This is a genomic window from uncultured Algibacter sp. (assembly GCF_947495675.1).
Lineage (GTDB): Bacteria > Bacteroidota > Bacteroidia > Flavobacteriales > Flavobacteriaceae > Algibacter_B.
This window is the reverse complement of sequence record NZ_CANLZX010000013.1, coordinates 1-20,087: the sequence shown is the minus strand read 5'-3', so window position 1 is coordinate 20,087 and position 20,087 is coordinate 1. Positions and strand designations below refer to the sequence as shown.

Here is a 20,087-nt window from a genome sequence, read left to right as displayed (position 1 = left end):
TGATTGTGAAGTACTTTTGCAAAAAAAATAAATCAGTATGTTTTCATCATTAAATATATTTAGAATTGTAGCGCTTTTAGAAGGTATTTCATATATCCTCTTATTGTTTATAGCAACACCAATAAAATACGTATTAAACGACCCGCAATACGTTAAAATGTTAGGGATGCCTCATGGTATATTATTTGTGGCTTATGTGGCACTTGCAATAGTATTTAAAAAACAGTTTTCTTGGACTAACAAACAGTTTGCAATTGTACTTTTAGCATCAATTATTCCTTTTGGGACCTTTTATATAGATAGAAAATATTTAAATCTAGCGAAATGATTCAAGTCGAAAATATTGATGAAACCATTTCTGATAATGCATCAAGCATTAAACATTGGGTTTTAAATAAACTCATAGAATCAGGGATTTCTGAACAAACTGCCGAATATCTTAACATGTTAATATTACTAATTGGTTTATTGATTGTTATTGTTATTGTAGATTTAATCATCAGAAAACTATTAATTGGTGCGTTTTCTCAATTTGCAGAACGAACTAAAACTAATTTTGATGACTTATTAGTAGCCAATAAAGTACCTAGAAATGTTGCACACATCATTCCGTTGCTTATCGCTATAGAGTTTGTTCCAGATGTCTTTTCAGATTTTTATAATTTTGAAAACATAATAGAAAAAGGGCTTATTGTTTTTGCTATTGTGCTTACCCTTTGGGTGGTTAGAAGTTTATTAAATACACTTAAAGATTACTTAAAAACACTTCCTCGTTTTAAAGACAAACCCATATCTAGCTACATACAAGTATTCATGATTTTTGCGTGGTTAGCTGGTTTTATGTCGGCCATAGCTATTATTACTGGCATTCCGTTCTGGACATTCGTTACAGGCCTTGGTACTATCTCTGCTGTTATTATTTTAGTTTTTAAAGATACGATTATGGGTTTTGTGGCCAGTATCCAAGTCTCTATAAACGACATGGTACGTATTGGCGATTGGATAACCTTTGAAAAATATGGAGCCGATGGCGATGTTACCGAAATATCTTTAGCTACTGTAAAAGTCCAGAATTTCGATAAAACCATAACAACCATTCCTACCTATGCCTTAATATCAGATTCGTTTAAAAACTGGCGTGGTATGACGAATTCTAATGGCAGACGCATTAAACGCGCTTTGTATTTAAAACAAGAAGGCGTGAAATTCTTAACAGCTTCAGACATTGACAAACTTAGAGGTATTAAACTTATTAAGCCTTATCTAGATTCTGCTGAAGCTAAAATCTCGGCCTATAACACTTCAAATAACATAGATAAATCACTTTTACTAAATGGTAGAAATTTGACAAATCTTGGGGTATTTAGAAAATATATAGATATGTACTTAAAAAACAATTCGGCTATTAATAAAGATATGATGATAATGGCGCGCCAATTAGCACCAACAACACAAGGTATTCCTCTAGAAATTTATGCCTTTAGTAGCGATAAACGTTGGGAGAATTACGAGTATATTATATCAGATATATTCGATCATTTAATTGCAGCTCTACCCTATTTTGATTTGGAAATATTTGAACTACCTTCAACTATAAAGCTACAAAATTAACAAGAAAAAAAAAGAACCTGTTTTTCAACAGGTTCTTTTAAACTGAAATAGTATTAAGTATTATTTAACAAACTTAGCAGTACCTTGTAAAGTTCTGTAAATGTATAATCCTGAAGACAAATAGTTAATATCAATAATTTTTGAAGCCTTACCTTCTGCAACAAGTGCACCAGTAATACTGTAGATTTTGTAATCAGCAGCCTTATTAACATTTAATTGCCCATGAGAAACGTATAATCTTGGCTTATTTTTTTCAACCGCATTTGTAGAAAGAGTTGCTGGTGAAACTATCTCAAGAAAAATATCAGTTGAAGTTCCCCATTGGCTCGAAGTTGGAGTATTCCATCTTTTTCCGTTTAGGATAAGTTTATGAGTTTCTCCAATTATAACATTTGTTCCCGAATTCCCTGGCCATGCATTACCCTCTGCAGGTAAATTAAAAGTACGTGTAAAAGTTTCAGAATAAGTGTCAGTAGCATACGTAAACTGATTACTGTTATCTGCATTAAAAACGTTAGAAGATGCTGTTGTATATTTTACAACAGAAAATGTTCTTTCTACAGGCTCCATATTTGCAGGTACAGTAGATACAGTAAATGTCACTTCTAATGTACCTCCCGCTTCAACTTGAATAGTTGATCCACCTGCAGGATCTGAAGTGGTTACAGTACCTGAACTTCCATTAGAAACTAAAGTAATATTAGAAACTGTTTGAGAAAATCCAATGGAAGCAGCAAATAAAGCTATAACGGTTAAAGAATTTTTGAGTAATTTTTTCATCATATTTAAATTTTTAGAATTAATTATTGAACAATTTACACCTTATTCGTTACAAATACTTCTTCTATATTACCCCAAAATCTACTAAATTATCTTCTTTTAGAATTAAAAACACTAAATATTAGCATCAATCCTAAAAACGTTGCTTAAGATAAAAATAACTCCTTGCGTTTGCAGGAGTAACATCTATTAAACTTAAAATTATTTGTGTAGAAAAAGATTTAAATAATATTGTATAAAAAAACCTGATGTTTTTTACATCAGGTTTTAAAAATATTATTTTTTCTAAGATTTAGATATTTGCAGCAAGCCAGTCTCCAACTTCTTTAGTACCGTAAGCTTTTCCGCCATCGGCTAAATCTTCAGTAACAATACCTTGCTCTAAAGCGCTATTTACAGCATCCCTAATAGCTTTACCTTCTGCTTGTAAACCAAAGTTTTCAAACATCATTGCAGCTGATAAAACCGTAGCCATTGGGTTTGCAATATTTAATCCTGTTGCTTGTGGGTAAGATCCGTGAATAGGTTCAAATAAACCAATATCCGATCCTAAAGATGCCGATGGCATTAATCCCATAGATCCAGAAATTACAGAAGCCTCATCGGTTAAAATATCACCAAATAAGTTTTCAGTAATTAATACATCGTAGCTATTAGGCCATTGTACTAAACGCATAGCAACTGCATCAACAAACTCATAACTTACTTCAACCTCAGGATAATCTTTTTCCATTGCTTGTACCGTTTCTCTCCACAATCTTGAAGTTTCTAAAACGTTAGCTTTATCAACACAACATAGTTTTTTACCTCTAGTCATTGCTAATTCAAAACCTTTTTTAGCCAAACGTTGTACTTCTGCACGTGTATAAACACAATTATCAAAAGCCGTTTCACCACCATCTCTTCTACCCTTCTCACCAAAGTAAATACCTCCAGTAAGTTCACGTAAAAACACTAAATCGGTACCTTCAATACGCTCTTTTTTTAAAGGTGATTTATCTAATAACGACGGAAATGTAAACGTTGGTCTAACATTAGCAAATAAACCTAAAGCCTTACGCATTTTTAATAAACCTTGCTCTGGGCGTACCTTTGCAGAAGGGTCATTATCAAAACGCGGGTGTCCAATAGCACCAAACAATACAGCATCAGAGTTTTTACAAATCTCGTGCGTTTCATCTGGGTAAGGTTCTCCAACAGCATCAATTGCCGCAGCTCCTGTTAAAGCTGGTTTCCAAGTAATTTCATGTCCAAATTTTCCAGCCACAGCATCACTTACTTTTACAGCTTGATCTATAACTTCTGGTCCTATACCGTCTCCGGCTAAAAGCGCAATATTTAATTTCATTCTATTTAATTTAATCTTTTAATAATTTTTTTATTTGGGCGTTACCACAAGGGTCGGGCTTTACTTTTCAAGTCCTCGCTCCTTCGTCGCTGTGGGCTTTCCATTGCAATCCCTAACGCGGGCATACAATTACTAATTAGCTTACAATTATATTAAGCATCTTTTCTGTAGCCTTAATTGCCGATACCGTTTGGTCACTATCTAAACCACGTGTTTTAAACTCTTTATCACTATTCTTCCAAGTAATAATCGTTTCACACAAAGCATCAGAGTTACTTCCAGGAGGTATTCTTACCGCATAATCAATCAATTTAGGTAATACCACTTGTTTTCTTTTAAAAACATTTTTTAAAGCATTCATAAAAGCATCAAACTGACCATCGCCTTGCGCATGCTCTTCAAAAGTTTCATCTTCAATAGTAATAGAAACGGTTGTTGAAGGTTTTAAACCCTTAGAGTGTGTTAACACATAAGAGTTTACAGTTACTTTCTCTTCGTATGTTCTATCTAAAACATCAGAAATTATATAAGGTAAATCCTCTTTAGTAACCACTTGTTTTTTATCGCCTAATTCAATAATACGTTGCGTAACCTTCTTTAAGTCATCATCATTAAGCTGAAGACCTAATTGTTGCAGGTTTTTTTGAATATTAGCTTTTCCAGACGATTTCCCTAAAGCGTATTGGCGTGTTCTACCAAAACGTTCGGGCATTAAATCGCTAAAATATAAATTGTTTTTATTATCACCATCTGCATGAATGCCAGCAGTTTGTGTAAATACATTAGCTCCAATAATAGGTTTGTTAGCAGGAATCATTACACCAGAAAAGTTTTCTACTAACTTACTAACGGTGTATAACATTTTTTCATTTACACCAATTTTTATATTTGGCATAAAATCATTTATAACAGCAATAGTACTAGACATTGGTGCGTTTCCTGCACGTTCGCCCATGCCATTTACGGTTAAATGTAAACCATCTGCTCCTGCTCTTAATCCTTCCATAGCGTTACATACACCTAAGTCGTAATCATTGTGCGCATGAAAATCAAAATGCAACTCTGGATAAGTATCTTTTATTTCTTTTATAAAATCGTAAGATTCTTTAAAAGTTAAAACACCCAAAGTATCTGGTAGCATTATTCTTGACACTTTTTGGGTTTTTAAAAACTCTAAAAACTCATAAACGTAAGCTTTAGAGTTACGCATACCATTGCTCCAATCTTCCAAATAAACATTAGTTTCAATACCATGTTTTGTTGCAAAATCAATATTTTCTTTTATTTCTTTAAAATGCTGATTAGGAGTTTTTTTAAGCTGATGAGTTAAATGATTTAATGAACCTTTTGTAAGCAAATTTTGAACCTTAGCACCAGCTTCAATCATCCAATTAATAGACACACCATTATCAACAAAAGTTAAAACTTCAACAGCTTGTAAATAGTTGTTTTTAGAAGCCCAATCTGTAATATCTTTTACTGCTTGAAGTTCACCTTCAGAGACACGTGCAGAAGCTATTTCTATACGATCTACCTTTAATTCTTCAAGTAAAAGTTTGGCAATTGTTAGTTTCTCTGAAGCAGAAAACGACACTGTCGAGGTTTGTTCACCATCGCGCAATGTCGTATCCATTATTTCTATGTGCTTAACACTCATGGTTTAAAACGGGCGAGATTCAGTAAATGTTTCAATCTCACTTTTCATGCTTTGCAAATAGTCTATATCATCAAAACCATTTAGCATGTTTCCTTTTTTATATCCATTAATATCAAACGATTCTTTAGAACCTGTTGCTAATAATGTAATAGTTTGTGCTTCTAAATTAATTTCTAATTCTGTGTTAGGATCTGCATAAATAGCTTCAAAAATTTCATTAGAAAATTCTGGGCTAATTTGTACTGGTAACACACCAATATTTAAACAGTTATTTTTAAAAATATCTGCAAAAAAACTAGAAACTACACAACGGAAACCATAATCGTAAACCGCCCAAGCAGCATGCTCTCTAGAAGATCCTGAACCAAAGTTCTTACCTCCTACTAATATTTTTCCTTTATAAATAGGATTGTTTAAAACAAAATCTTGTTTTGGTGTATTATCACCATTATATCTCCAATCACGAAATAAGTTATCTCCAAAACCTTCTCGTTTTGTAGCTTTTAAAAAACGTGCTGGTATAATTTGATCGGTATCTACATTCTCAATTGGCAATGGAACTGCAGTACTTGTTAGCGTTGTAAATTTATCGTAAGCCATTTTCTTGTATTCTAAATTATTAAAGTAATTCTCTTGGATCTGTTACTACACCAGTTACCGCAGCAGCAGCAGCTACTAATGGACTAGCCAATAAAGTTCTTGATCCTGGTCCTTGACGACCTTCAAAGTTTCTGTTTGATGTACTAACTGCATATTTTCCAGCAGGTACTTTATCATCATTCATTGCTAAACACGCAGAACAACCAGGCTCTCTTAAAACAAAACCAGCTTCTTCAAAAATATCAAGCAATCCTTCTTCTTTTATTTTAGCTTCAACAACATGCGAACCAGGAACTAACCAAGCTGTTACATTATCAGCTTTCTTTCTACCTTTAACAATAGAAGCAAATGCTCTAAAATCTTCAATACGCCCGTTTGTACAACTTCCAATAAACACATAATCGATTTTCTTACCAATCATTTGCTCATTTTCAGCGTAACCCATATAAGCTAAAGACTTATCATAAGTTGCTTTTCCACCTTCAACAGATTCAGCAGTTGGAATGTTATTTGAAATACCCATACCCATACCTGGATTTGTACCATATGTAATCATAGGCTCAATATCACTAGCATCAAAAGTTATTTCTTTATCAAAAACAGCATCGTCATCTGTTTTTAATGTTTTCCAATATTCCATAGCGGTATCCCAATCTGCACCTTTAGGTGTTTTTGGACGCCCTTTAATATAATCAAATGTTTTCTCATCTGGAGCTACCATACCACCACGTGCACCCATCTCAATAGATAAGTTACAAACAGTCATTCGGCCTTCCATACTCATGTTTTCAAAAACATCACCAGCGTATTCAACAAAATATCCTGTTGCACCAGAAGTAGTAAGTTTTGATATAATATATAACCCAACATCTTTAGGAGTAACTCCTTTATTTAAAGAGCCATTTACACTAATACGCATTTTCTTAGGTTTTGGCTGCATAATACATTGGGTAGTTAATACCATTTCAACTTCCGATGTACCAATACCAAAAGCAATAGCGCCAAAAGCACCATGCGTTGATGTATGTGAATCTCCACAAACTATCGTAGCACCAGGAACTGTAATACCGTTTTCTGGTCCTACTACGTGAACAATACCATTATTTTCATGACCTAAACCCCAATGGCTAATACCATACTTATTAGCATTATCTTCTAAAGTTTTTAATTGATTAGCAGATAATGGATCTTGTACTGGTAAATGTTGATTAATAGTTGGTGTATTATGATCGGCAACAGCGAAAGTACGCTCTGGATATAAAACACTTAACCCTCTACTCTCCAATCCAACAAAAGCTACTGGACTAGTAACTTCGTGTATTAAATGACGGTCTATATATAATACGTCTGGTCCATCTTCAATCTTTCGCACCACATGCGAATCCCATACTTTGTCAAACAATGATTTGCTCATAAATAATTTAAATTTTTAAAAAGGAATACAAAGTTAATTTTTATTACATATAATCGAAACTTTAGACCACATTGTTATTTTATTTTTATAAAATATATAATGGAAGTATAATTCTTTGCATTTTATGCAATGAAAACAAAAAATTGATTACAATTTTTAAAGAAGAGTTACGCTAAAAAGTTACAATCTGTCTTTTACATATTCAACTCTTGTTTTTCCGTGTGGCAAAACTTTGCCATCTGGCCCAATATTTACCATGACAATATTAGAAATAGTTATGATTGTTTCTCTTGTCATCATATTTCTAACTTCGCAACTTAAGGTTAAAGATGCTTTTCCAAATTTAATAGGCTTAATTCCAATTTCAATAACATCACCCTGTTTTGCAGATGCCTTAAAATCTATTTCACTAATATATTTTGTAACTACTTTTTGATTTTCTAATTGAACAATACTATACAATGCTGCTTCTTCATCAATCCATTCTAGTAATCGGCCACCAAACAAAGTCCCATTAGCATTTAAGTCTTCTGGTTTTATCCATTTTCTTGTGTGAAATCTCATAATTTTCAGGTGTTTATTTATCTGTTATTTATGTAGAATAAAGATATAAAATTCTTAAATGTTGATAACCTCGTTAACAATTAAAAACAGATTTCTTTAATGATACCTTCATTATCAATAATTTTATTAAAAATCTACATTAATGGACACTAGACAATTCACCCTAAAAAACATTCGCCCAGAAATTTTAAAAGCAACCGTAAATGATAATATGAGTAGTGACGAGCGTTTTCAGAATTTAGTATTACGCCCTATTATTAAATTTCAAAACGATTTATTAATTGAAGTTTTTAGAAATTACATAACAAAGCACAAATCTGTTTTTTATGATTTTTCTTTAGATAAACGTATTATTTACATAGAAAATGCTATTCAAAAAGATATGAAATTGCGCAACTCTATGAAAGGTATGATTATAGGTCATTTTACTGTTGAAGAATATAATATTTATATTAAAAACTCTTCGGCTTTAAACAAACGAATGATGAACCTTGTTAAGGAGCGGTTATTAAGCCATATACAAGTTTTTAAAAATCCAGAATTACTAACTGCGGTATAATTAATCTATTAATGAAACTCCATTTAAATCTGTAGTTAATACATCGCTCATGTAATCAAAAAATGGTCGTATTGCCTTAAAGGCGAGATCTACTTCATTTATAAAACTAGGATCTAAAACTTCTTTGTCAGAATATTTTTTAGTAAAAATATATTGTTTTTTCTTAATTAAATCAATGGCTTTATGGTCTTTATTAAAACCTCGTGGAGCAGATTTTACTTCATCACCAATAAAAGAATCACCCCAAATAGTATTAAATTTTTTATCTGCAAGAATAGCTCTAATTTCAGAGTCGTCCATTTCAAATTCTTTTCTAATACGCATCAAATCGGCTGATTCTGGTTGCCAAAAGCCTGTAGCAATAAAACTTTCGTTGTTAGGCTGAATATGTAGATAATAACCACCTCTTAGTCTTGGTTTTGTTCTATGAAACGAACCTCCAAAATGGGTTTTGTAAGGTAATTTGTTTTTGGAAAAACGAACATCTCTGTATATTCTAAATATTTTTAGTTTATCGATATCATCATGCTCGTTAAGGTTTTTTAAAATTGAATTATAAAACGCTTTTGCTTCTGCCTCTATGGCTTTAAATTCTGGTTTGTTTTCGTTAAACCAATCTCGGTTATTATTTTTTTCTAGTTTTTTAAAAAATTGAAAAACAGATTTTTGTACAGAAACGCTCATAATTATATGGTATTGAAATTCGAAAATACAAAAAGTCCCGAATGTATCGGGACTTTTTGTATTATCTTAAAAATGATTTATAAATTTAAATTGTCTTTATTCTCTTTAAAAATAATGCTTTTTAGCTTTTTTGAATCTTCATCATAGTATTCAATAATAAAGTTACCTTCTTTATTAAAATAACCAATACCGTTGTAAATCTCTCCCTTTATTATATAACTTCCAGTATTTTGAGTACTCCAGGCTTTCCCTATGGTAACAAATTTGTTATTCTCATTATCAAAAGCCATATCAAATCCAATATCATTTGGTGTGAACTTGTAATTTTTATCACTATTTAAAAAATAGGTTTCCTTTGTTAAAAAGTCATATTCAGTATCTGCATCATCATCAATCATTATCATTTTTTCAATCTTTTTAGTTGCCGAAATACGATTTTGATTTATTTTATCTGCATCATTTTTATCTAAATTTACATTTGATGTTTCTCTTGTTACAACTTTAACTTTTTTCTCTTTAGTTGTATCACCATCTTTATATGTTACTGTTTTAACTTCCGTTTCTTCTTTTAATTCTGTTGGCTTCTCTTGAGCCATTGTTGTACCACAAATTAGTAGTACAATAATATATGCTATATGTTTCATTTTTATATTTTTTTTTATTTATAAATTAATTTTAAAGCTATTTTTTGGGTTTATTTAGCTTCTTCTTTTATTTCATTGATTTCATCTTCAACATCCTCAATAGCGTCTTCAACATCATCAGATAATGTTTCTGAATTTGCTTTTAAATCTTCTTTTACTTCTTCAATTGCTGTTTCCAATTTATCTTCAGCCGTTTTATTTTCATCTCTACAACTTATAAAAGAAATTGAAATCAACAAGGTTATTATTACTATGTATTTTTTCATTATCTATTTTTTAAATTATTAAATATCAATTACTTACACCTGCTTATTAAAGTAAAAATTTACCTTTACAAAATCCGTTTAACATTAATAAATATTCATATTAATTAGAACAATTTAATGCTAAAAACTTTTATGGTATAGCTATTCGTTTTACTTTAATATGTAAATTAATTATTAGAAAACTCTTTGTTAAAAACAAGCTTGTTTAATGACAGTTTATTGTCAAACTGTAAAGTTCTAATTGGGAAAGGAATATTAATTCCTGCTTTATCGTACGCCTTTTTAATTTCGATAATAGCCGTTGTTTTTGCTCTTAATTTTTCAAGCATACTATCTGCATCTATCCAAAAACGACATAAATAGTTAATTGAGCTATCACCAAATTCTGTAAAATAAAATTCTACATCTTCTGGTTTTTTAACTTGATCGAAGGTGTTATAGATTGTTTCCTTTGTTAAACGTTCTACTTCTTCTAAGTCGGATTCATAACCAACACCACACTCTAAAAACACTCTCATTTTAGTTGTTAATGAATAGTTTTTAAGTGGGTTTTCAAGCACCATACTGTTAGGTATAACTACAATGTTATTATCTGCTTCTTTAATAACAAACTCTTTAAGGTTTACATCAATCACTTCACCAGAGAACCCATTAGATTCAACCCAATTACCAATTTGTATTCTTTTCCTGAAAGAAATAACAATACCAGCAAATGTGTTTGAGAGTGTACCCTGCAATGCTAAACCTATTGCTAAACCTACAACACCGGCACCTGCTAGTAAAGAGGTGAGCATTTTACCCAAATTTAAAATTCCTAAAGCAAGAAACAATCCGGTAGCCACAACTAAAACTGCAGATATTTTAGAAATCATATTTGTAATTGATTCTTGACTTATACGTCTTGCTAATAATTTCCTAACAATCTTACTTACATATTTAGCAGCAAAGTATGAAAGCCCCATAACTAATAAAGCCAATACCAAATTAGGGATGTTTTGTATTATAGCACTTAACCACCCCTGTAGTTTATCAATTAAATTATTAAATGCCGTTCCTATTGTAGTTTCCATTTTTTTTAAAGTTTAAAAGTTTATAAATCATTTTTTATTAAAAAAGATGTATTAAACTTCAACTACATTAGGCTTAAATATTTCTGAGGTACTTTTAGACCATGCATTAAGCATCCAACTAGATTTTTCTAATTCTCTTATATATGCTCCTATTAAATCTATAGTACCTTCATCTGATATTTTATCGGCCTTTTCGATTACTATAGCCATTTGCTCAAGTAATATTTTATGATCATTTAATGTTTCTTCAACCATATCTTTATCAGACTTAATTGGTTTATCCTCATTAATTGACGATGCTTTAAGATAATCTTTCATTTTACTCATTGGGTGAAATCTTAAAGTTAAAATACGTTCTGCGATTTCATCTATTTTTACTTTTGCATCATTGTACAAATCTTCAAACTGTTCATGTAAATCAAAAAAGTTTTTCCCTACAATATTCCAATGGTTACTTCTTAATTTTTGATAATACACATGGTAATCTGCTAATAAAATATTTAATTCCATAACCACAGGTAATACTTCTTCTTCATTCATTTTTAAATAATTCATAATTTTATTTTTTAGGTTAATATTAAATTTAAGAGTGAATGTATATGCCATTCTCTCACACCGCTAAATTAAAATATGACTATTGAAGTGATTTGTTCGTATGCGATTAATTCTTGCTCATTTGATAATAATGGCAAGTTTTAATGAAAATTAAAACAATTTTTAATTTAATATGAAGATTTTTGAAGTAGTGTAACGCAACTTCTATTCAAATTCTATTTTATTGAGAATGAGACCCGAAGCTGGAGCAATGTAATTCATTTTTACAAAATTATCTGGCAATAAACTGTCTTCAATATCATTTAAAGATAATTTTCCTTTTCCCAAATCAATTAACGTCCCCATCATTAACCGAATCTGATTTCGCATAAACCCTTTACCTCTAACTCTTAATATATAAGATTGATTAGGAAAGTAATTAGCCGTATAAATAGTGTTTTCAATTAATTCGCAGGTTAAAATGGTTCTAGTATAAATACCATTATCTGTTGGTTTATAGCAATAAGATTTTAAATAATTTTCTCCTTCAAAAAGTTTTGCACCTTTTTTCATCAATTCAATATCTAAATCGTCAAGAATAGTGGTCATTATTGGCGCGCAGAATGGATGGCATTTTTCACCATAAGTAAAGAGGTATAAATATTCTTTAATTTTAGAATGATTTATAATATTAAATTCAGCATCTACTTCTTTTAAAGATAAGGCTCTTAAATCTTGAGGTAGATTTGTGTTAAAAAGTTCGAGAAAAGCTTTTTGATCGTCTATGGGTTCTTTTAAAAACAATTCAAAATATGCACTTTCAGCCGAGACCATAGCATCAGTTCTACCAGAGCTTAAGCTTTTAAAGTATTTGCCTTCTAAGATAAAATTCAATGTTCTATCAACCATTAAATGTAGTGTTTTTACATTTGGTTGTTTTTGCCAACCATGGAAACGGTAGCCTAAATATTGAATATTAATTACGTAAAAGTATTTTTTCATTTTGAATAAAAATAGAATTTGAAAATAGGGTATTTATTAAATGTGACAAAAAAATTATACATTGTATTACTAAAAACAATTAAATACTATTAATTATGACCAACACATTAACTAGTAAACCACCTATTTGGTTTTGGATTGTAAGCGTTATTGCACTTATTTGGAATGCCATGGGCGTTAATGCTTATTTGCAACAAGCGTATAATACTGAAAGTTATCGGACTATGTACACCGAAGAACAACTAGAAATTGCAGCTAATATGCCAATATGGGTTACAGCAGCATTCGCTATTGCCGTTTTCGCGGGAACTATAGCAGCTATTGGATTATTACTCAAAAAATCATGGTCTGTAAAATTATGGATATTATCATTAATAGCTGTAATTGTACAAATGGGATACACCTTAATAAATGGTTGTGAATCAAATATGATTATGACTATTATGATAGTAGCTTTTGCATTTATATTTGTATGGTTTGCTAAAATGTCTAAAACTAAAAATTGGCTTGGATAGTCAAAAAAAACAGTATAAATAAAAAAGCATTAGTAAAATCTAATGCTTTTTTTATGCTTTTTATAAATAGATTGTTTTATTTGTGTCTTCCTATTAATTCTTTCTCAATATCCTTTAGGGTAAATCCCTTGGCTTGTAAAAGCATTAGGTAATGAAACAACAAATCTGCCGATTCATATAAAAATAACTCATCGTTATTATCCATAGCCTCAATAACGGTTTCAACAGCCTCCTCGCCTACTTTTTGAGCTACTTTATTTATACCTTTAGAAAACAAACTAGCCACATATGATTTTTTGGTATCCTTATTAGCTACACGCTCTGCAATAACATTTTCTAAGGTAGAAAAGAAACCATAATTAGAATTGTTTTCCTCTTTCCAACAGGTATCTGTACCGGTATGGCATGTTGGTCCTACTGGATTAACTTGAATAAGTAATGAATCGTTATCACAATCATTTTTTATATCTACAAGGTTTAAAAAATTACCGCTTTCTTCACCTTTAGTCCAAAGGCGCTGTTTACTTCTACTAAAAAAAGTAACCTTCTTAGTTTCTAAAGTTTTCTCGTAAGATTCAGCATTCATATAGCCCAACATTAACACATTTTTTGTTGTGGCATCTTGAATAATAGCTGGAACTAATCCGTTTGAGTCGTATTTTATGGTCATGATTATTTTTATTTTTGAAATGCCAAACCGAGTTAAGCATATCACGCGCGATTTATAATCGTACTTCTATATTATTACTTTTTAATTCTTTTTTTAATTCTGGAATTGGAATTTCACCAAAATGAAACACACTTGCTGCCAAGGCTGCATCAGATTTTCCATCTTTAAAAGTGTCTACAAAGTGTTGTACATTTCCAGCTCCACCCGAGGCTATTATGGGAATGTTTAATTCTTCAGATAATCTAGCTAAAGCTTCATTTGCAAATCCATTTTTAGTACCATCATGATCCATTGATGTGAATAGAATCTCTCCTGCTCCACGTTCTTCAACTTCTTTTGCCCACTCAAACAAATCGATTTCTGTTGGAATACTACCACCTGCTAAATGCACTTTCCATTGGCCATCTACTTGTTTTGCATCAATAGCAACAACAACACATTGGCTTCCAAATTTATTTGATAATTCATTTACCAATTCCGGTCTTTTAACAGCAGAAGAATTGATAGACACCTTATCTGCACCACATTGTAATAAAGCATCAACATGCTCTACACTAGAAATTCCACCACCAACGGTAAACGGAATATTAACTTGTTCGGCTACGTGTAAAACCATGTCTAAAGTGGTTCCGCGACCTTCTAAAGTAGCAGAAATATCTAGAAACACCAATTCGTCTGCCCCTTGATTTGCATATTGTTTAGCCAATTCAACAGGGTCTCCAGCGTCTCTTAAATCAACGAAATTAACACCTTTTACGGTTCTTCCGTTTTTAATATCTAAACAAGGTATAATTCTCTTTGTTAGCATTATACAAATTTTTCTAGTTGGTGAAGTTTAATTCTATTTTCGTAAATCGCTTTTCCTATAATAACGCCTTCGCATCCTAACTCGATTAATTTAGGTAACTCATCGATATGAGAAATCCCACCTGAAGCAATTAATTTTACAGATTGCCCACTACTACTATTGCTACAAGCCTCAATAATTTCTTTATATAAATCAAATGAAGGTCCTTCTAACATACCGTCTTTTGAAATATCTGTACAAATAACATATTGAATACCTTTCTTTTGGTAGCCTTTAATAAACGGAATAACATCTTCTTTACTTTGTTCCATCCAGCCACTAATTGAAATTTTTCCTGCATCGCTATCGGCTCCTAAAATAATTTTGTTTCCGCCGTATTTAGAAATCCAACCTTCAAAAGTTTCAGCATCTTTAACCGCAATACTACCTCCTGTAATTTGTCTAGCTCCAGAATTAAAAGCAATATGTAAATCTTCGTTAGTTTTTAAACCACCACCAAAATCAATTTTTAACTTGGTTTTTGAAGCTATTTGTTCGAGCACTTTATAATTAACAATGTGCTTGGCCTTTGCACCATCTAAATCTACTAAATGTAAATACTCAATGCCCGACCCTTCAAACATTTTGGCAACCTCTAAAGGGTTTTCGTTATATATTTTTTTAGTATCGTAATCTCCTTTTGTAAGGCGAACACATTTTCCGTCTATAATGTCAATGGCTGGTATTATTCTCATATTATAATTCTAAAAAATTCTTTAATATTTTAGCGCCTTCAATGCCGCTCTTTTCTGGATGAAACTGAACACCATAAAAGTTTTCGTGTTGCAAAGCAGAAGCATAATTAAGTCCATAATCTGTTTTAGCAATAGTTTCATTACAATGCTCTGCATAATAACTATGCACTAAATACATGTATTCGTTTTCTTTAATGCCTTTAAACAAATCTGATTTTAAATCTTTAATAACATTCCATCCCATTTGCGGCACCTTTACCTCGTTTGTGAAGCGTTTTACATTGGTTTGAAAAATGCCAATACCTTTAGTGTCGCCTTCTTCTGTGTGTTTACACAATAATTGCATACCTAAACAAATTCCTAAAACAGGTTGTTTTAAGGTAGGAATTAATTTATCTAACCCACTTTCCTTAAGCATATTCATAGCAGTACTTGCCTCACCAACTCCAGGGAAAATTATTTTATCGGCGGCTTTAATTTCATCTGGATTATTAGATAAAATAGCGTCTACACCCAGTCTTTTAAAAGCAAACTGAATACTTTTTATATTTCCAGCGCCATAATTTATTATAACTAATTTCATTAAAGCATTCCTTTAGTTGATGGTAAAAACATTTTGTTAGGGTCTCTTTTTACAGCCATTTTCATAGCTTTTGCAAAAGCCTTAAAAATACCTTCTATTTTGTGGTGTTCGTTAACACCTTCTGCTTTTACATTCAAATTACATTTAGCCCCGTCTGTAAATGACTTAAATAAATGGAAAAACATTTCGGTTGGCATATCACCAATTTTTTCACGTTTAAATTCGGCATCCCATTCTAACCAATTTCTACCTCCAAAATCGACAGCAACTTGAGCTAAACAATCGTCCATTGGTAAACAAAATCCGTAACGTTCAATACCTAATTTATTACCTAAAGCTTTATTAAATAACTCGCCTAAAGCAATCATAGTGTCTTCTATAGTATGATGTTCGTCAACTTCTAAATCGCCATCAACTTTTACTGTTAAATCCATGGCACCATGGCGACCAATTTGATCTAACATATGATCAAAGAAAGACAATCCTGTATTAATATCATTTTTACCAGAACCATCTAAATTTAATTTTATATAAATCTTGGTTTCATTGGTGTTACGCGTTATCTCTTCAACACGACTTTCCAGTTTTAAAAACTCATATATAGCCGACCAATCTGTACTTGTTAAGGCAATACAATCTTGAATGTCTTGTTTTGAAGTTTCAATTTCATCGGCTCCTAATTCTGGGTTTTCAGATAAATAAATACCTTTTGCTCCCAGATTTATTGCCAATTCCATGTCTGTAATTCTATCTCCTAAAACAAATGAATTTTCTAAGTCATAGTCTTCAGAAAAATACTTAGTTAATAGGCCTGTTCTAGGTTTACGCGTTTCTGCATTTTCATGAGGAAACGTTTTATCTATAAATACTTCAGAAAACACTACGCCTTCTTTAGCAAAGGCATCAATTATTTTGTTTTGGGCAGGCCAAAATGTATCTTCTGGAAAGCTATCGGTACCTAAACCATCTTGATTTGTAACCATAACCAACTCATAATCCAACTCATTGGCAATTTTAGCCATGTATTGAAATACTTTTGGATAATATTCTAGCTTCTCTAAACTATCTAATTGATAATCAACAGGTGGCTCTAAAACCAATGTCCCATCTCGGTCTATAAAAAGTACTTTTTTCATATTTATGCTTTTAGCTAATTGCTAACTGCCTTAAAGCAGAAATTAATGTTTTATTTTCAATTTCGGTTCCAACCGTAAAACGTAATGTGTTTTTACAAAGTGGTTGGGTTGTTCGGTTTCTAATAACAATACCGTTTGCTATTAACTGGTTGTATCGTTTAGTAGCATCATCTACCCTAACCAAAACAAAATTAGCTTCGGTAGGAAAAATGGTTTCTACAAAATTGATGTTTTTTAAAGCTTCAATTAATATATCGCGTTCTTTTAAAACCGATTTTACTTCATCCTTTACCGCTTCTAAGTTCGAAATACGCTCTAATGCTCGTTTTTGAGTTAACTCATTAACATTATACGGCGGCTTGATTTTGTTTAAAACTGAAATAATTTCCGCGGAAGCGAAACACAGACCTAAACGAATTCCTGCCAAACCATAAGCTTTTGATAGCGTTTGAGTTACGATTAAATTCGGGTAATTACTTAATTCTGAAACCCAACTATCTTGATTTGAGAAATCGATATAGGCTTCATCAATAACAACTAAACCATTAAAATTTTCAAGTAATGTTTTAATTTTCTCTGAAGCAATAAGGTTTCCTGTTGGGTTATTAGGCGAACAAATGAAAAGCATTTTTGAGTTTTCATCTATGGTGTCTAGAATAGCTTCAACATTTGGTTGAAAATTTTCATTTAACTCCACTTTACGCTCTTCAACTTCGTTTAAATTAGATAACACGGTATACATACCGTAAGTTGGAGGTAATGTGATGATATTATCTTGCTTTGGCTCACAAAAGGCTCTAAACAATAAATCTAAAACTTCATCGCTTCCATTACCAAGTAAAATTTGATTTTCTGGAACATTTTTTTGTTCTGATAACACAGATTTTAATGAACGTTGTAGCGGATCGGGATAACGATTTACACCATTCTCGAATGGATTTTCGTTGGCATCTAAAAAAATCATTTTAGAACCATCGGAAACATATTCGTCTCGCGCCGAACTATAAGCTTTCATAGCTTTTACGTTCGCTCTAATTATATTTTGGATGTTAAACCTTGTCATTTTAAATCTTTTAAACGAATACTTACAGCATTTTTATGGGCCTGTAAACCTTCGGCTTCTGCCATTAACTCAATAGTTTCGCCAATATTTAAAAGGCCTTCTTTTGATATTTTTTGAAACGTCATGCTCTTTAAAAAGCTATCTAAATTTACTCCAGAATAGGCCTTAGAAAAACCATTAGTTGGTAATGTATGGTTGGTTCCTGAGGCATAATCGCCAGCACTTTCTGGTGTATAATCGCCAATAAAAACGGAACCTGCATTACTTATACCATCTACATACAAATCTTCATTTTTAGCACAAATTATAAAATGCTCCGGACCGTATTCGTTAATTAATTCGAGGGCAATAGTATCGTTTTCAACATAAATCAACTTTGAGTTGGCTATGGCTTTTTCGGCAATTGCTTTACGCGGAAGGACATTTAATTGTTTTTCAACTTCCTCTGAAACATTATCAATTAATGTTTTAGAAGTTGCCACCAGTATTACTTGACTATCTGCACCATGCTCAGCTTGACTTAACAAGTCTGAAGCGATGTAAGACGCATTAGCCGTTTCGTCGGCCACAATTAGTAATTCACTTGGACCTGCAGGCATATCGATAGCCACACCATGTTTAGTTGCTAATTGTTTGGCAACGGTTACAAATTGATTTCCTGGTCCGAAAATTTTATAAACCTGCGGAATAGTTACTGTGCCAAACGTAAGTCCAGCAACGGCCTGAATACCTCCTACTTTTATAATTTTAGTAACGCCACAAAGTTTGGCAGCAAATAAAATTTCGGGCGCTAATTCGCCTGCTTTATTTGGTGGCGAACATAGCACAATCTCTTTACAACCCGCAATTTGAGCAGGAACCGCTAACATTAAAACGGTTGAAAACAAAGGCGCAGTTCCGCCAGGGATATACAAACCTACTTTTTGAATAGGTCGTTTTTCCTGCCAACATTGTACACCTTTAGTAGTTTCAATAGCTACTTTTTCTGTTTTTTGAGCGGTATGGAAAGCTTCAATATTACCTTTGGCCTTAATTATAGCATTTTTAAGGTTTTCTGATACTTTGGCAATGGCATTTTCAATTTCTGCAACTGAAACCACATTATTTTCTAAACGAATACCATCAAATCTTTCGGTATATGTTTTTATCGCGTTATCACCGTTAATAGAAACATCTTTAAATATTTCGTTAACGATAGATTCTATATCACCAACTGTTTGCGTAGGTCGTTTTAAAACATCCGACCAACTTTCTTTATTTGGATTATTTATAATTTTCATGATAAGCGATTAAAGCACCATTTTTTCAATTGGACACACTAAAATACCTTGTGCTCCATTTGCTTTTAAACCCTCAATGATATTCCAAAAGTCATTTTTAGGAATTACCGAGTGTACAGAACTCCAGCCTTCTTGCGCTAATGGCAGTACTGTTGGGCTCTTCATACCAGGTAATAAAGCAATAATGTCTTCCAATTTATCATTAGGTGCATTAAGTAAAACGTATTTAGAATCTCTACCTTTTAAAACAGACTGTATTCTAAATTGAATGGTATTTAAAATGGCTTGTTTTTCATCGTCTAAAACCGGCGAAACAGCCAATACAGCTTCAGATTTTAATAAGACTTCAATCTCTTTTAATCCATTTTTAAATAAAGTACTACCACTAGAAACGATATCGCAAATACCATCGGCTAAACCAATGTTTGGTGCAATTTCTACCGATCCGTTAATGATGTGTAATTGGGCATCAATATTTTGTTCCTTTAAAAACTTTTTAACAGTTTCTGGGTACGAAGTTGCTATTTTTTTACCGTTTAAGTCTTTTAAAGAATTATCCTTTGAA

The 20,087-nt window shown here is 31.9% G+C and carries 24 protein-coding genes; 4 read left to right on the top strand and 20 right to left on the bottom strand.

Annotated elements, in window-relative coordinates; all coding sequences use genetic code 11:
• The first annotated feature begins 37 nt into the window (after positions 1 to 37).
• Complete coding sequence (locus Q0842_RS10165; RefSeq protein ID WP_298497648.1) at positions 38 to 328, top strand: DUF3817 domain-containing protein; 291 nt, start codon at positions 38 to 40, stop codon at positions 326 to 328.
• The gene (locus Q0842_RS10160) at positions 325 to 1,611 is read left to right on the top strand and encodes a mechanosensitive ion channel domain-containing protein (RefSeq protein WP_298497646.1); all 1,287 of its coding nucleotides are present in this window, start codon (positions 325 to 327) and stop codon (positions 1,609 to 1,611) included. The genes Q0842_RS10165 and Q0842_RS10160 overlap by 4 nt, the downstream gene beginning before the upstream one ends.
• Positions 1,612 to 1,671: 60 nt before the next feature.
• Here the strand turns inward: Q0842_RS10160 and Q0842_RS10155 are convergent, their stop codons facing one another.
• The 6 genes from Q0842_RS10155 to Q0842_RS10130 all read right to left on the bottom strand — a co-directional run bounded on the left by Q0842_RS10155 (position 1,672) and on the right by Q0842_RS10130 (position 7,974).
• Positions 1,672 to 2,394 carry a hypothetical protein gene (locus Q0842_RS10155; RefSeq protein ID WP_298497644.1) on the bottom strand — a complete coding sequence of 241 codons (723 nt, stop codon included), beginning with the start codon at positions 2,392 to 2,394 and terminating at the stop codon, positions 1,672 to 1,674.
• 289 nt (positions 2,395 to 2,683) lie between these two features.
• Positions 2,684 to 3,739, bottom strand: coding sequence for a 3-isopropylmalate dehydrogenase (gene leuB, locus Q0842_RS10150; protein ID WP_298497642.1), 1,056 nt, complete (start codon positions 3,737 to 3,739; stop codon positions 2,684 to 2,686).
• Positions 3,740 to 3,875: 136 nt separating this feature from the next.
• On the bottom strand, positions 3,876 to 5,396 hold the full coding sequence (locus tag Q0842_RS10145) for an alpha-isopropylmalate synthase regulatory domain-containing protein (RefSeq protein WP_298497640.1): 1,521 nt from the start codon (positions 5,394 to 5,396) through the stop codon (positions 3,876 to 3,878).
• Between the two features lie 3 nt (positions 5,397 to 5,399).
• On the bottom strand, positions 5,400 to 5,996 hold the full coding sequence (gene leuD, locus Q0842_RS10140; protein WP_298497638.1) for a 3-isopropylmalate dehydratase small subunit: 597 nt from the start codon (positions 5,994 to 5,996) through the stop codon (positions 5,400 to 5,402).
• 19 nt (positions 5,997 to 6,015) lie between these two features.
• Positions 6,016 to 7,410, bottom strand: coding sequence for a 3-isopropylmalate dehydratase large subunit (leuC, locus tag Q0842_RS10135; protein ID WP_298497636.1), 1,395 nt, complete (start codon positions 7,408 to 7,410; stop codon positions 6,016 to 6,018).
• Positions 7,411 to 7,590: 180 nt separating this feature from the next.
• The gene (locus Q0842_RS10130) at positions 7,591 to 7,974 is read right to left on the bottom strand and encodes a hotdog domain-containing protein (RefSeq protein ID WP_298497634.1); all 384 of its coding nucleotides are present in this window, start codon (positions 7,972 to 7,974) and stop codon (positions 7,591 to 7,593) included.
• Positions 7,975 to 8,116: 142 nt separating this feature from the next.
• On the opposite strand from Q0842_RS10130, the gene Q0842_RS10125 reads away from it, so the two are divergent.
• Entirely contained in the window at positions 8,117 to 8,533 is a 417-nt protein-coding gene (locus Q0842_RS10125; RefSeq protein ID WP_298497632.1) for a glyoxalase, read from the top strand.
• Here the strand turns inward: Q0842_RS10125 and Q0842_RS10120 are convergent, their stop codons facing one another.
• The 6 genes from Q0842_RS10120 to Q0842_RS10095 all read right to left on the bottom strand — a co-directional run bounded on the left by Q0842_RS10120 (position 8,534) and on the right by Q0842_RS10095 (position 12,733).
• Entirely contained in the window at positions 8,534 to 9,217 is a 684-nt protein-coding gene (locus Q0842_RS10120) for a DUF2461 domain-containing protein (RefSeq protein WP_298497630.1), read from the bottom strand.
• A 77-nt stretch (positions 9,218 to 9,294) separates the two neighbouring features.
• The gene (locus Q0842_RS10115) at positions 9,295 to 9,861 is read right to left on the bottom strand and encodes a hypothetical protein (protein WP_298497628.1); all 567 of its coding nucleotides are present in this window, start codon (positions 9,859 to 9,861) and stop codon (positions 9,295 to 9,297) included.
• Positions 9,862 to 9,911: 50 nt separating this feature from the next.
• The gene (locus Q0842_RS10110; protein WP_298497626.1) at positions 9,912 to 10,127 is read right to left on the bottom strand and encodes a hypothetical protein; all 216 of its coding nucleotides are present in this window, start codon (positions 10,125 to 10,127) and stop codon (positions 9,912 to 9,914) included.
• 167 nt (positions 10,128 to 10,294) lie between these two features.
• On the bottom strand, positions 10,295 to 11,197 hold the full coding sequence (locus Q0842_RS10105; RefSeq protein WP_298497624.1) for a mechanosensitive ion channel family protein: 903 nt from the start codon (positions 11,195 to 11,197) through the stop codon (positions 10,295 to 10,297).
• 51 nt (positions 11,198 to 11,248) lie between these two features.
• On the bottom strand, positions 11,249 to 11,752 hold the full coding sequence (locus tag Q0842_RS10100; protein ID WP_298497621.1) for a DNA starvation/stationary phase protection protein: 504 nt from the start codon (positions 11,750 to 11,752) through the stop codon (positions 11,249 to 11,251).
• A gap of 204 nt (positions 11,753 to 11,956) precedes the next feature.
• Positions 11,957 to 12,733, bottom strand: a complete 777-nt coding sequence (locus Q0842_RS10095; protein ID WP_298497619.1) for a tRNA pseudouridine(38-40) synthase TruA — start codon at positions 12,731 to 12,733, stop codon at positions 11,957 to 11,959.
• A 95-nt stretch (positions 12,734 to 12,828) separates the two neighbouring features.
• Between Q0842_RS10095 and Q0842_RS10090 the strand changes: the two genes are divergently transcribed.
• Complete coding sequence (locus Q0842_RS10090; protein ID WP_298497617.1) at positions 12,829 to 13,248, top strand: hypothetical protein; 420 nt, start codon at positions 12,829 to 12,831, stop codon at positions 13,246 to 13,248.
• A gap of 76 nt (positions 13,249 to 13,324) precedes the next feature.
• Here the strand turns inward: Q0842_RS10090 and hisIE are convergent, their stop codons facing one another.
• The 8 genes from hisIE to hisG all read right to left on the bottom strand — a co-directional run.
• Positions 13,325 to 13,918, bottom strand: a complete 594-nt coding sequence (gene hisIE, locus Q0842_RS10085; protein ID WP_298497615.1) for a bifunctional phosphoribosyl-AMP cyclohydrolase/phosphoribosyl-ATP diphosphatase HisIE — start codon at positions 13,916 to 13,918, stop codon at positions 13,325 to 13,327.
• A 52-nt stretch (positions 13,919 to 13,970) separates the two neighbouring features.
• A complete protein-coding gene (hisF, locus tag Q0842_RS10080) occupies positions 13,971 to 14,726 on the bottom strand; it encodes an imidazole glycerol phosphate synthase subunit HisF (RefSeq protein ID WP_298497613.1) in 756 nt (251 codons plus the stop codon).
• Positions 14,726 to 15,460, bottom strand: coding sequence for a 1-(5-phosphoribosyl)-5-[(5-phosphoribosylamino)methylideneamino]imidazole-4-carboxamide isomerase (gene hisA, locus Q0842_RS10075; RefSeq protein WP_298497611.1), 735 nt, complete (start codon positions 15,458 to 15,460; stop codon positions 14,726 to 14,728). The genes hisF and hisA overlap by 1 nt, the downstream gene beginning before the upstream one ends.
• Position 15,461: 1 nt before the next feature.
• Positions 15,462 to 16,043, bottom strand: coding sequence for an imidazole glycerol phosphate synthase subunit HisH (gene hisH / locus Q0842_RS10070; RefSeq protein WP_298497609.1), 582 nt, complete (start codon positions 16,041 to 16,043; stop codon positions 15,462 to 15,464).
• Positions 16,043 to 17,179: a bifunctional histidinol-phosphatase/imidazoleglycerol-phosphate dehydratase HisB gene (gene hisB / locus Q0842_RS10065; protein ID WP_298497607.1), complete on the bottom strand. Its 1,137-nt coding sequence runs from the start codon at positions 17,177 to 17,179 to the stop codon at positions 16,043 to 16,045. Before hisB ends, hisH begins: the two co-directional genes overlap by 1 nt.
• A gap of 10 nt (positions 17,180 to 17,189) precedes the next feature.
• The gene (hisC, locus tag Q0842_RS10060) at positions 17,190 to 18,242 is read right to left on the bottom strand and encodes a histidinol-phosphate transaminase (protein ID WP_298497605.1); all 1,053 of its coding nucleotides are present in this window, start codon (positions 18,240 to 18,242) and stop codon (positions 17,190 to 17,192) included.
• Positions 18,239 to 19,522 carry a histidinol dehydrogenase gene (hisD, locus tag Q0842_RS10055; RefSeq protein WP_298497603.1) on the bottom strand — a complete coding sequence of 428 codons (1,284 nt, stop codon included), beginning with the start codon at positions 19,520 to 19,522 and terminating at the stop codon, positions 18,239 to 18,241. Before hisD ends, hisC begins: the two co-directional genes overlap by 4 nt.
• 9 nt (positions 19,523 to 19,531) lie before the next feature.
• Positions 19,532 to 20,087: ATP phosphoribosyltransferase (gene hisG / locus Q0842_RS10050; protein WP_298497601.1), on the bottom strand; the 556-nt coding region annotated here is incomplete at its 5' end.

Bases quoted from the DNA above. Each gene is read 5' to 3' on its own strand.
- leuC (WP_298497636.1), bottom strand. From the start codon at position 7,410: ATGAGCAAATCATTGTTTGACAAAGTATGGGATTCGCATGTGGTGCGA.
- leuD (WP_298497638.1), bottom strand. From the start codon at position 5,996: ATGGCTTACGATAAATTTACAACGCTAACAAGTACTGCAGTTCCATTG.
- Q0842_RS10165 (WP_298497648.1), top strand. From the start codon at position 38: ATGTTTTCATCATTAAATATATTTAGAATTGTAGCGCTTTTAGAAGGT.
- hisA (WP_298497611.1), bottom strand. From the start codon at position 15,460: ATGAGAATAATACCAGCCATTGACATTATAGACGGAAAATGTGTTCGC.
- Q0842_RS10125 (WP_298497632.1), top strand. From the start codon at position 8,117: ATGGACACTAGACAATTCACCCTAAAAAACATTCGCCCAGAAATTTTA.
- Q0842_RS10160 (WP_298497646.1), top strand. From the start codon at position 325: ATGATTCAAGTCGAAAATATTGATGAAACCATTTCTGATAATGCATCA.
- hisC (WP_298497605.1), bottom strand. From the start codon at position 18,242: ATGACAAGGTTTAACATCCAAAATATAATTAGAGCGAACGTAAAAGCT.
- leuB (WP_298497642.1), bottom strand. From the start codon at position 3,739: ATGAAATTAAATATTGCGCTTTTAGCCGGAGACGGTATAGGACCAGAA.
- hisB (WP_298497607.1), bottom strand. From the start codon at position 17,179: ATGAAAAAAGTACTTTTTATAGACCGAGATGGGACATTGGTTTTAGAG.
- hisF (WP_298497613.1), bottom strand. From the start codon at position 14,726: ATGCTAACAAAGAGAATTATACCTTGTTTAGATATTAAAAACGGAAGA.
- Q0842_RS10120 (WP_298497630.1), bottom strand. From the start codon at position 9,217: ATGAGCGTTTCTGTACAAAAATCTGTTTTTCAATTTTTTAAAAAACTA.
- Q0842_RS10155 (WP_298497644.1), bottom strand. From the start codon at position 2,394: ATGATGAAAAAATTACTCAAAAATTCTTTAACCGTTATAGCTTTATTT.
- Q0842_RS10090 (WP_298497617.1), top strand. From the start codon at position 12,829: ATGACCAACACATTAACTAGTAAACCACCTATTTGGTTTTGGATTGTA.
- hisH (WP_298497609.1), bottom strand. From the start codon at position 16,043: ATGAAATTAGTTATAATAAATTATGGCGCTGGAAATATAAAAAGTATT.
- Q0842_RS10105 (WP_298497624.1), bottom strand. From the start codon at position 11,197: ATGGAAACTACAATAGGAACGGCATTTAATAATTTAATTGATAAACTA.
- Q0842_RS10115 (WP_298497628.1), bottom strand. From the start codon at position 9,861: ATGAAACATATAGCATATATTATTGTACTACTAATTTGTGGTACAACA.
- hisIE (WP_298497615.1), bottom strand. From the start codon at position 13,918: ATGACCATAAAATACGACTCAAACGGATTAGTTCCAGCTATTATTCAA.
- hisD (WP_298497603.1), bottom strand. From the start codon at position 19,522: ATGAAAATTATAAATAATCCAAATAAAGAAAGTTGGTCGGATGTTTTA.
- Q0842_RS10145 (WP_298497640.1), bottom strand. From the start codon at position 5,396: ATGAGTGTTAAGCACATAGAAATAATGGATACGACATTGCGCGATGGT.
- Q0842_RS10110 (WP_298497626.1), bottom strand. From the start codon at position 10,127: ATGAAAAAATACATAGTAATAATAACCTTGTTGATTTCAATTTCTTTT.
- Q0842_RS10130 (WP_298497634.1), bottom strand. From the start codon at position 7,974: ATGAGATTTCACACAAGAAAATGGATAAAACCAGAAGACTTAAATGCT.
- Q0842_RS10100 (WP_298497621.1), bottom strand. From the start codon at position 11,752: ATGAATTATTTAAAAATGAATGAAGAAGAAGTATTACCTGTGGTTATG.
- Q0842_RS10095 (WP_298497619.1), bottom strand. From the start codon at position 12,733: ATGAAAAAATACTTTTACGTAATTAATATTCAATATTTAGGCTACCGT.